The 11,792-nt window shown below is 57.0% G+C and carries 4 protein-coding genes; all 4 read left to right on the forward strand.

What is annotated here, in order from left to right:
* Positions 1–7 precede the first annotated feature (7 nt).
* The 4 genes from recC to recD all read left to right on the forward strand — a co-directional run bounded on the left by recC (position 8) and on the right by recD (position 11,760).
* Complete coding sequence (gene recC / locus ACNQ0W_RS10535; RefSeq protein WP_417933194.1) at positions 8–3,382, forward strand: exodeoxyribonuclease V subunit gamma; 3,375 nt, start codon at positions 8–10, stop codon at positions 3,380–3,382.
* 139 nt (positions 3,383–3,521) lie between these two features.
* Positions 3,522–6,404, forward strand: a complete 2,883-nt coding sequence (gene ptrA / locus ACNQ0W_RS10540; RefSeq protein ID WP_062933168.1) for a pitrilysin — start codon at positions 3,522–3,524, stop codon at positions 6,402–6,404.
* A complete protein-coding gene (gene recB, locus ACNQ0W_RS10545; RefSeq protein WP_062933167.1) occupies positions 6,401–9,943 on the forward strand; it encodes an exodeoxyribonuclease V subunit beta in 3,543 nt (1,180 codons plus the stop codon). Before ptrA ends, recB begins: the two co-directional genes overlap by 4 nt.
* Positions 9,940–11,760: an exodeoxyribonuclease V subunit alpha gene (gene recD / locus ACNQ0W_RS10550; RefSeq protein WP_116329988.1), complete on the forward strand. Its 1,821-nt coding sequence runs from the start codon at positions 9,940–9,942 to the stop codon at positions 11,758–11,760. The genes recB and recD overlap by 4 nt, the downstream gene beginning before the upstream one ends.
* Positions 11,761–11,792 lie beyond the last annotated feature (32 nt).

An 11,792-nucleotide genomic window follows, 5' to 3' on the forward strand; every position in this document is an offset into this window, starting at 1 on the left:
AGCGTTTATGCTAAGGGTTTACCACTCAAATCGTCTGGATGTGCTGGAAGCACTGATGGAGTATATCGTTGAGCAAGAGCGTCTTGACGATCCGTTTGAGCCAGAAATGGTGCTGGTGCAGAGCACCGGTATGGCGCAGTGGCTGCAAATGTCCCTTTCGCAGAAATTTGGCATTGCGGCGAACATCGATTTTCCGCTGCCCGCGAGCTTTATCTGGGAGATGTTTGTTCGCGTCCTGCCGGATATCCCTGAGCAGAGCGCCTTCAACAAACAAAGCATGGCCTGGAAACTGATGACGCTGCTGCCGGACATGCTGGCGCATGATGAGTTCGCCATGCTGCGGCACTACCTGAATGACGACACCGACAAGCGTAAACTTTTCCAGCTGGCCTCACGCACTGCCGACCTCTATGACCAGTATCTGGTTTACCGTGCAGAATGGCTGATTCGCTGGGAAGCAGGAGAATTAGTCGATGGGTTACCGGAAGCGCAAATCTGGCAGGCGCCGCTCTGGAAAGCGCTGGTCGAGCATACCGGGAAACTCGGTCAGCCTAAGTGGCACCGTGCTAACCTGTACGATCGCTTTATCTCGATACTCGAGAACAGCGCAGAACGGCCAGCCCGTTTGCCGTCACGCGTGTTCATTTGCGGTATCTCCGCGCTGCCGCCTGTCTACCTGAACGCGCTAAAAGCGCTCGGTAAGCACACTGACATCCATATCCTCTTTACCAACCCGTGTCGGCACTATTGGGGGGATATTCAGGATCCGCGCTGGCTATCACGGCTGGTCACCCGTCAGAGAAAACGCCTCTTTGAGGAACGCGCCGTGCCGCTGTTTAAAGACAGTGAAAATGCGGCGCAGCTTTTTGATGAAGAGGGGATTCAGAACCTGCCGAACCCGCTGCTTGCCTCGTGGGGCAAGCTCGGACGCGACTATATTTATCTGCTTTCAGATATCACCTCTTCGGGAGAAGGGGATGTGGATGCGTTTGCGGATATTACGCCGGACAGCCTGCTGCACAATATTCAGCTTGATATTCTGGATTTGGAAAACCGTGCCGTTGCCGGGATCACTGCCGAAGAGTTTGCGCGAAGCGATAAGAAGCGAAAACTGGATCCTGACGATCGCAGTATCGCGATCCACGTTTGCCACAGCCCACAGCGTGAAGTTGAAATTCTTCATGACCGCCTGCTGGCCATGTTGCAGGACGACCCAACCCTGACACCGCGCGATATCGTGGTGATGGTGGCGGATATCGACAGCTACAGCCCGTTTATTCAGGCGGTATTTGGCAGCGCAACGGGCGACCGCTATCTGCCCTACGCAATCTCTGACCGTCGCGCTCGTCAGTCACACCCGGCGCTCCAGGCCTTTATCAGCCTGCTTTCGCTGCCTGATAGCCGGTTTATCTCTGAGGATGTGCTGGCACTGCTGGATGTGCCAGTTCTGGCCGCACGTTTCAACATTAACGAAGAGGGGTTGCGCTATCTGCGCCAGTGGGTCAACGAATCCGGTGTCCGCTGGGGTATCGACGATGATAACGTCCAGGAGTTCGAACTGCCTGCGACCGGCCAGCATACCTGGCAGTTTGGCCTGACGCGCATGCTGCTGGGGTATGCGATGGAGAGCATCCACGGCGAATGGAATGACGTGCTGCCGTACGATGAATCCAGTGGGTTGATCGCGGAACTGGTTGGTCACTTAGCCTCGCTGCTGATGCAGCTCAACCGCTGGCGCCGTGCATTGATGCAGCCCCGCCCGCTCGAAGAGTGGCTGCCAGTTTGCCGCGAAATGCTGAATGATTTCTTCCTGCCGGACAGCGAAACTGAAGCCGCCATGGCGCTTATCGAGAAGCAGTGGCAGGCCATCGTTGATGAGGGGGTTAATTCGCACTATCACGAGGCCGTTCCCCTTTCGCTTCTGCGTGATGAGCTGACGCAACGTCTCGATCAGGAGCGCATCAGCCAGCGCTTCCTTGCGGGGCCGGTGAATATTTGTACCCTGATGCCAATGCGTTCAATCCCGTTCAAAGTGGTCTGTCTGCTTGGCATGAACGACGGTATTTTTCCGCGTGCGCTTCCCCCCCTGGGCTTTGATCTCATGAGCGCACAACCGAAGCGGGGCGATCGCAGCCGCCGCGATGATGACCGTTATCTCTTTCTTGAGGCGCTGATGTCTGCGCAAAGCAGGCTGTATATCAGCTATATCGGACGTTCAATTCAGGATAACAGCGAGCGTTTCCCGTCTGTGCTGGTGCAGGAGCTGGTGGACTACATTGGACAGAGCCACTATCTGCCGGGCGATGAAGCCTGCAACTGCGACGAAAGCGAACGTCGGGTGAAAGCGCATATCACCTGTCACCATAGCCGTATGCCGTTTGATCCTGTCAACTACGTTCCTGATGAACTGCAAAGCTATGCCCGCGAGTGGCTTCCCGCCGCGAAGAAAGCAGGGACGCCGCAAACCGATTTTATTCAGACGCTCGAACCGCGCGCTATAGACACCCTCACGTTTGAGCAGCTACAGCGCTTTTGGGCGCACCCGGTCCGGGCGTTTTTCCAGCAACGCTTGCAGGTGAATTTCCGCTCTGAAGAGAGCGAAATCCCCGATGCGGAACCGTTTATTCTTGATGGGCTGGAGCGTTTTAAGCTTAATTCCCAGCTTCTGAATGCGCTGGTTGACGAAGAAGATGCCAGCAAACTGTTCAGACGTTACAGGGCGTCGGGATTACTTCCGTATGGTGCATTCGGCGAAATTGTCTGGGATGCCCAGTGCGAGGAGATGCGAGCGCTAGCTGACCGCGTTATCGCGTGTCGGCAGCCGGCGAGCAGCATTGAAATCGATCTCGATTGTAACGGTATGCACCTCAGCGGCTGGCTCACGCACGTGCAGTCTGACGGGCTGCTGCGCTGGCGCCCATCCATGCTCAGCGTTTCACATGGCCTGCAACTCTGGCTCGAACATCTTGTCTACAGTGCGAGTGGCCACGAAGGTGAAAGCCGGTTGTTTGTCCGTAAGGACGGCGAATGGCGTTTCCCGCCGATGGAGCCTGAGCAGGCGTTGACGTATCTGTCGCTTTATATTGAAGGCTACCGGCAGGGCATGAACAAACCTCTGCTTTTGCTGCCTGAAAGTGGGGGGGCATGGATAAAAGCCTGTTACGACGCGCAGAATGATGCCATGTTAACGGATGAGGTTTCGCTCCAGAAAGCGCGCAGCAAGTTTTTGCAGGCCTACGAAGGGAACATGATGGTACGTGGCGAAGGTGACGATGTCTGGTATCAACGTTTATGGCGAACGCTGGAGCCAGACTATTTCGACATTATCACCCAGGAGGCGCAACGCTACCTGTTACCGTTGTTCAAATTTAATCAGTCCTGAGTGCTGTATAAAAATTGCGCAGTATGAGGTGTTCATTTATGATGCACCTCTTATCACGGACTGATGTACCCAAAGAAAGAGATGCTGGCGTGTCCAGCACGCACGTTGTTAATGATGTAGCCGTGATAAAGAGGTCGTAATGCCAGGCAGCACCTTGTTCAAAGCATTTGTTTTGTTTATCGCCCTTTGGGCTCCCGTCACTCAGGCCGATTCCGGTTGGCAACCTGTCCAGGAAACAATCCGTAAGAGCGATAAGGACACCCGTCAGTATCAGGCGATTCGTCTTGATAACGGGATGACCGTGCTGCTGGTTTCCGATCCTCAGGCGGTGAAATCGCTCTCCGCGCTGGTTGTGCCGGTGGGTTCGCTGGAAGATCCTGACGCCCATCCGGGACTGGCGCACTACCTTGAGCACATGACGCTGATGGGCTCTAAAAAATACCCACAGCCTGACAGCCTGTCCGAATTTCTGAAAATGCATGGCGGCAGCCACAACGCCAGTACCGCGCCGTATCGCACCGCGTTTTACCTGGAAGTGGAAAATGATGCGCTTGACGGGGCGGTGGACCGTCTGGCGGATGCCATCGCCGCACCGCTGCTGGATAAAAAATACGCTGACCGTGAACGCAATGCCGTGAACGCCGAACTGACGATGGCGCGTACGCGCGATGGTATGCGCATGGCGCAGGTTAGCGCTGAAACCATCAATCCGGCGCACCCGGGTTCGCGCTTCTCAGGCGGCAACCTTGAAACGCTGAGCGACAAGCCAGGTAGCCCGGTGCTCGATGCGCTGCATGCGTTTCGTGAAAAATACTATTCCGCCAATCTGATGAAAGCGGTTATCTACAGCAATAAACCGTTGCCGACGCTGGCAAACATGGCCGCGCAGACCTACGGCAGGGTGCCAAATAAAAATATCGATCTGCCGCAAATTAACGTGCCGGTTGTCACGGACGCGCAAAAAGGCATTGTTATTCACTATGTGCCAGCCTTGCCGCGCAAGGTGTTACGCGTTGAATTCCGTATTGATAACAACACGGCGCAGTTCCGCAGCAAAACCGACGAGCTGGTGACCTATCTTATCGGCAACCGCAGCCCGGGCACGCTCTCCGACTGGCTGCAAAAGCAGGGGCTGGTGGAAGGTATTCGCGCTGACTCCGATCCCGTTGTTAACGGGAATAGCGGCGTGCTGGCCATCTCCGCGACGCTGACCGATAAAGGGCTGGCTCACCGGGACGACGTCGTTGCGGCCATTTTCAGTTATCTCTCTCTGCTGCGCGACAAAGGGGTCGATAAACGCTACTTTGACGAGCTGGCGCACGTGCTGGATCTCGATTTCCGCTATCCCTCTATCACGCGTGATATGGACTACGTTGAGTGGCTGGCAGATACCATGATCCGCGTGCCGGTGGAACATACGCTGGATGCGGTAAATATTGCCGACCAGTATGACGCCGGAGCGCTCAAAGCGCGTCTGGCGATGATGACTCCGCAGAATGCCCGCGTCTGGTATATCAGCCCGAACGAACCGCATAACAAAATGGCCTACTTCGTTGATGCCCCGTATCAGGTTGAAAAAATCAGCGAACAGACCTTCGCGGGCTGGCAGAAAAAGGCGGGGGAAATTGCGCTGAAGTTACCGGAGCTTAACCCCTACATCCCGGACGATTTCTCGCTGATCAAACCCGCAAAGGCGTATCCGCACCCGGAGCTTATTGTTGACGAGCCGACGCTGCGCGTGGTCTACACCCCAAGCCGCTATTTCGCCGACGAGCCAAAAGCGGATGTCAGCGTGGTGTTGCGTAATCCTAAAGCAATGGACAGCGCCAGAAACCAGGTACTGTTTGCGCTTAACGATTATCTGGCCGGTATTGCCCTCGATCAGCTCAGCAATCAGGCTGCCGTTGGCGGTATTAGTTTCTCCACTAACGCCAATAACGGCCTGATGGTGAATGCCAACGGCTATACCCAGCGTTTGCCGCAGCTGTTCCAGGCGCTGCTGGACGGTTATTTCAGCTATACGCCTACGGAAGAACAGCTCGAGCAGGCTAAGTCCTGGTATGCCCAGATGATGGATTCTGCCGAGAAGGGTAAAGCCTACGATCAGGCGATTATGCCAGCACAGATGCTGTCGCAAATTCCGTACTTCCAGCGCGAAGATCGCCGCGCGTTATTGCCCTCAGTCACCTTAAAAGAGGTGCTGGCTTACCGTGATGCGCTGAAAACCAATACCCGTCCTGAGTTCCTGATTGTAGGGAATATGAGCGAAGATCAGGCTAAAACGCTGGCGCAAAACGTCCGGGCGCAACTGGGTTCAAAAGGCGATGAGTGGTGCCGTAACCAGGATGTGCTGGTAGAGAAAAAGCAGAACGTGATCTTCGAAAAAGCGGGAAGCAGCACGGATTCCGCGCTGGCCGCGGTGTTTGTCCCTGTCGGTTATGACGAATTTACCAGCTCAGCCCAGAGTGCGGTGCTTGGTCAAATTATTCAGCCGTGGTTTTACAACCAGCTGCGCACCGAAGAGCAGCTGGGCTATGCGGTATTCGCTTTCTCTATGAATGTGGGCCGTCAGTGGGGGCTGGGCTTCCTTCTGCAAAGCAGCGACAAGCAACCCGCTTACCTGTGGCAACGTTATCAGGCGTTCTTCCCGCAGGCGGAAGCAAAACTGCGTGCCATGAAGCCGGAAGAGTTTGCCCAGATCCAGCAGGCGGTTATCGCCCAGGTGATGCAGCCGCCGCAGACGCTGGGTGAAGAGGCCTCGCAGCTGAGCAAAGATTTTGATCGTGGTAATATGAAATTTGATTCGCGTGATAAAATAGTGGCCGAAATAAAACAGCTGACTCCACAAAAGGTTGCCGATTTCTTCCATCAGGCGGTAGTAAAACCGCAGGGTATGGCCATCCTGTCTCAGGTTTCTGGCAGCCAGAACGGGAAAACGGACTACGTAAAATCAAAAGAGTGGACCGTCTGGAAGAGCGTCAGCGCGCTGCAACAAACTATGCCCTGGAGTAAGAAAGAATGACCCATACCGCTGAGCCGCTTGATCCCCTAAGTTTACCTCTACAGGGTGAGCGACTGATTGAAGCCTCAGCGGGAACGGGAAAAACCTATACCATCGCCGCGCTCTATCTGCGTCTGCTGTTGGGGCTCGGCGGCAACGCCGCTTTTTCGCGCCCGTTAAGCGTGGAAGAGCTGCTGGTGGTAACCTTCACCGAAGCGGCCACTGCCGAGCTGCGTGGCCGTATTCGCAGCAACATTCATGAGCTGCGCATCGCCTGCCTGCGTCAGACGACGGATAACCCCCTCTACGCGAGCCTGCTGGACGAGATTGCGGATAAGCAACAGGCTGCGCAATGGCTGCTGCTGGCCGAGCGGCAAATGGATGAAGCGTCCGTTTTCACCATTCATGGTTTTTGTCAGCGCATGCTGAGCCTGAATGCGTTTGAATCCGGCATGCTCTTTGAGCAGCAGCTTATTGAAGATGAATCCGAGCTTCGCTATCAGGCCTGTGCGGATTTCTGGCGTCGTCACTGTTATCCGTTGCAGCGCGACATTGCCGAAGCGGTTCACGCCCTGTGGAAAGGTCCGGAAGAGCTTCTTCGCGCTATCGACCGTTACCTGCAAGGCGAAGCGCCGGTCATTAAATCTCCGCCGCCTGCCGATGAAACGCTGGTCTCGCGCCATGAAAAGATCGTCGCCAAAATTGCGGCGCTTAAGCAGAAGTGGAATGAGTCGGTTGGTGAAATTGATGCAATCATCGAAAACTCAGGCATCGACAGACGCAAGTTCAACCGTGGGAACCAGGGGAAGTGGATCGAAAAGATCAGCGCCTGGGCCCAGGAGGAGACGCGGGGCTACCAGCTTCCGGACGCGCTGGAAAAATTTTCGCAGCGCTTTTTGACTGAGCGAACCAAAGCCGACGGCATTGTGCCTGAGCATCCCCTGTTTGTGGCGATTGAAGCGCTGCTTGCGGAGCCATTAACGCTCAATGACCTGATGATCACCCGCGCCATGACGGAGATCCGCCAGGCCGTCGCGCGCGAAAAACGTCGCCGGGGCGAGCTGGGGTTTGATGACATGCTGAGCCGCCTGGACGAGGCGCTGTCCAGCGAGAATGGTGAAGCGCTCGCCAGCGCGATCCGTACCCGTTTTCCGGTGGCGATGATTGACGAATTTCAGGACACCGACCCTCAGCAGTACCGCATTTTTCGCCGCATCTGGCGACAGCAGCCCGACACTGCCCTGTTGTTGATAGGCGACCCTAAACAGGCGATTTACGCCTTCCGTGGGGCAGATATCTTCACTTATATGAAAGCCCGTAGTGAGGTTGTCGCGCATTACACGTTAGACACTAACTGGCGTTCCGCGCCGGGGATGGTTGAGAGCGTCAATGCGCTGTTCAGCCGTATGGAGACGGCGTTCATGTTCAATGAAATCCCTTTCCTGCCGGTGAAATCCGCCCCAAAAAACGCATCCCTGCGCTTCGAAGTCAGTGGCGCGGTGCAACCCGCCATTACCTTCTGGCTGCTAGAAGGGGAAGGCTATGGGGTTGCCGACTATCAGGCGGCGATGGCCCAGCACTGCGCCGCGCAAATCCGTGACTGGCTGAGCGCAGGCGCGCGCGGCGAGGCGCTGCTGTGGAAGGGGGAACAGGCAAATCCTGTTAAGGCCTCTGATATTACCGTGCTGGTGCGCAGTCGTCAGGAAGCGGCGCTAATCCGCGATGCGCTAACGCTGCTGGATATTCCGTCAGTGTATCTCTCTAACCGCGACAGCGTGTTCGACACGCTGGAAGCCCAGGAAATGCTCTGGCTGCTTCAGGCGGTGCTGGCCCCGGAGCGCGAAAATACGCTTCGAAGCGCGCTGGCCAGCTCTATGCTGGGGTTGAACGCGCGCGATATTGATGAGCTCAACCATGACGAAAACGCATGGGATGCGGTGGTGGAAGAGTTTGCCCATTACCGTGAACGCTGGCAAAAACGCGGCGTCATGGCGATGCTGCGCGAATTGATGACGCGGCGTCAGCTTGCCGAAAATATGCTGGCGTCATCCGGCGGTGAAAGGCGTCTTACCGATATTTTACACATCAGCGAACTGTTGCAGGAAGCTGGCACCCAGCTTGAAAGTGAACATGCCCTCGTGCGCTGGCTGGCGCAGCAAATCGCAGATCCAAACAGTAACGCCTCAAGCCAGCAGATGCGTCTTGAGAGCGATAAGCATCTGGTGCAAATCGTCACCATTCACAAATCGAAAGGTCTTGAGTATCCGCTGGTCTGGCTGCCCTTTATCGCCAACTACCGCGTTCAGGATCAGGCCTATTATCATGACCGCGAGACTTTCGATGCGGTGCTCGATCTCAGCAAGGCGGAAACCAGCGTTGAGCTGGCGGAAGCGGAGCGTCTGGCGGAGGATTTGCGCCTGCTTTACGTGGCGCTGACCCGTTCTGTCTGGCATTGCAGCCTGGGCGTCGCGCCGGTTTTCCGCCGTCGCGGGGAGAAAACAGGGGAGAGCGATTTCCATTTAAGCGCCCTAGGGCGGCTTATCCAGCGTGGTGAGCCGAAAGATGCGGCGGGGTTGCGCCTCTGTATTGAGTCGCTTTGCGGTGACGATATCGCCCTGCATATCCCCTCTCTGCCAGACAACAGCCGCTGGGAAATGGCGCAAGAGCCCGCGACCGATCTTAACGCGCGCCAGATCACACGGGTGCTTGCCGATGACTGGCGCGTCACCAGCTATTCTGGTCTGCAACAGCACGGGCAAAGTATTGCGCAGGATCTCATGCCGAAGCTGGACGTGGATGCCGCAGGGGTGGGCGATGTTCCGGTTGAACCGACGTTAACTCCGCATCAGTTCCCACGCGGCGCGTCGCCGGGCACCTTTTTGCACAGCCTTTTTGAAGAGCTTGATTTCACCCAGCCTGTCAGTGGGGAGTGGGTGCTGAAGATGTTGCAGAGCGGAGGCTATGACGCGCACTGGCAGCCCGTTCTCACTGGCTGGATCAACGCCATTTTGCAGGCGCCGCTGACGACGCAGGGCTTCTCTCTTCGCCAGTTAACGGCCAGAAATAAGCAGGTTGAGATGGAGTTTTATCTGCCTGTCGCAGGCCCGCTTAAGGCCGACGCGCTCGATGCGCTTATCCGTCAGTACGATCCGCTGTCAGCCGGTTGCCCGCCGCTGAACTTCCGTCAGGTGCAGGGCATGCTGAAAGGGTTTATCGACCTGGTCTTCCGTCACGAAGGACGGTACTACCTGCTGGATTACAAATCGAACTGGCTGGGCGAGAACAGCGAAGCCTATACCCAGCAGGCGATGGCGGCCGCCATGCAAATGCATCGCTACGATCTGCAATATCAGCTCTATACCCTGGCGCTGCACCGCTATTTGCGCCACCGTATTGCGGACTACCGCTACGACGATCATTTTGGCGGCGTCATCTACCTGTTCCTGCGCGGGGTTGATGCTGCCGATCCGCGCTCCGGGATCTTCAGCACCCGTCCGGATGCGGAATTGATTAATAAAATGGATAACCTGTTTGCAGCAAACACGGAGGAGATGGCATGACGATGCAGGACTTATTGCTTGATGCGGTAGAGCAACGCGTGCTGCGTCAGCTGGACGTGCAGTTTGCCATGATGATTGCCGCTGACCAGCCCGCCGTGATGCTTGCCGCTGCCCTGTTGAGTAAAGACGCCGGAGAGGGGCATGTGTGTCTGCCGCTCTCGCGTCTGGTGGTTGACGAGAAAATGCCGCCTGTCCTCCAGTCCTGCTTTGCGCTGCTGGGGGAAAGGGTGGACTGGCAGAAAATCTTGCGTGAATCGTCAGCCGTCGGGCCGGGAGACAACCAGGCACCGCTGATCCTCACGGGGGAGCGCTTATACCTGAACCGCCTGTGGCGAAACGAACTGACGGTAGCGCGATTCTTTAGTGAGACCAATGCGCCGCTTCCCAGTGACGAAGCGCAGCTTCGTCAGACGCTGGACAGGCTGTTTGACTCCGGTGAGGCCACAGACTGGCAGAAAGTGGCGGCAGCCGTCGCCCTGACGCGGCGGATCTCGGTGATATCCGGCGGCCCGGGAACGGGGAAAACAACGACCGTCGCAAAGCTGCTGGCAGCCCTGATACAGCTTTCAGGCGAGCAGCGATGCCGTATTCGTCTGGCGGCGCCCACCGGGAAGGCTGCGGCGCGTCTGACCGAATCACTGGGCGGCGCGATGCAACAGCTGCCGCTCACTCAGGAGCAGCTTGCGCTTTTCCCGGGTGAAGCAAGTACCCTGCACCGTCTGCTCGGCGCGCAGCCGGGTAGCCAGCGGCTGCGCTACCATGCGGGCAATCCGCTGCATCTGGACGTGCTGGTGGTGGATGAAGCCTCCATGATCGACCTGACCATGATGTCGCGCCTGATCGATGCGCTACCACCCCATGCGCGCGTGGTTTTCCTGGGCGATCGCGACCAGCTCGCCTCTGTAGAAGCCGGGGCGGTGCTGGGGGATATCTGTACCTACGCCAGTTACGGTTATACCCCCGCGCGGGCGCAGGAGCTCGCCCGTCTGACCGGTTGCTCGCTTGAACCCGATCACACGCCGATCGCGGGCGCACTGCGTGACAGCCTGTGCCTGCTGCAAAAAAGCTACCGTTTCGGTAGCGACTCCGGCATCGGCCAGCTGGCTGCGGCGGTCAACCGTGGCGACAGGCACGCCACGCGCACGGTGTTTGACGGTTCCTTCACTGACATTGAAAAGAAATCGCTGCAAAGCGGGGAAGAGTATCAGGCTATGCTTGAGGAGGCTCTCCAGGGATACCAGCATTTTCTGAGCTGCGTGCAGCAGCGCAGTCAGCCCGGGCAGGTCATCGCCGCATTTGGCGAATACCAGCTTCTGTGCGCATTGCGGGAAGGGCCGTTTGGCGTCGCGGGCCTGAACGACAGGCTGGAGCAACTGCTGGTGCAGAAACGCAAAATTAACCGTCAGCTGCATTCGCGATGGTATGAAGGCCGGCCAGTGATGATCTCCCGTAACGACAGTGCGCTGGGGCTGTTCAACGGGGATATCGGCATTGCGCTCGATCGCGGTAACGGTCTGCGCGTCTGGTTCCAGCTACCGGACGGTAGCGTGAAGTCCGTCCAGCCCAGCCGCCTGCCAGAGCATGAAACGGCATGGGCGATGACGGTACACAAATCTCAGGGCTCCGAGTTCAACCATGCGGCGCTGATCCTGCCGACCCAGCTGTCGCCGGTTGTGACCCGCGAGCTGGTCTACACCGCCATTACCCGTGCGCGCCAGCGTCTGTCGCTGTATGCGGATGAGCGCGTGTTGAGTCAGGCGATAGCCACCCGTACCGAGCGCAGAAGCGGATTAAGCGTGATATTTGAATCTGTCTGAGTGAACGCCCTCTCCAGCAGGAGAGGGTGACT

Source organism: Enterobacter cloacae complex sp. 6730903 (assembly GCF_048283985.1).
GTDB classification, from domain to species: Bacteria; Pseudomonadota; Gammaproteobacteria; order Enterobacterales; family Enterobacteriaceae; genus Enterobacter; species Enterobacter hormaechei_C.

Excerpts from the sequence above, each read along its gene's own strand:
- recC (WP_417933194.1), top strand. The coding sequence starts at position 8 with ATGCTAAGGGTTTACCACTCAAATCGTCTGGATGTGCTGGAAGCACTG.
- ptrA (WP_062933168.1), top strand. The coding sequence starts at position 3,522 with ATGCCAGGCAGCACCTTGTTCAAAGCATTTGTTTTGTTTATCGCCCTT.
- recB (WP_062933167.1), top strand. The coding sequence starts at position 6,401 with ATGACCCATACCGCTGAGCCGCTTGATCCCCTAAGTTTACCTCTACAG.
- recD (WP_116329988.1), top strand. The coding sequence starts at position 9,940 with ATGACGATGCAGGACTTATTGCTTGATGCGGTAGAGCAACGCGTGCTG.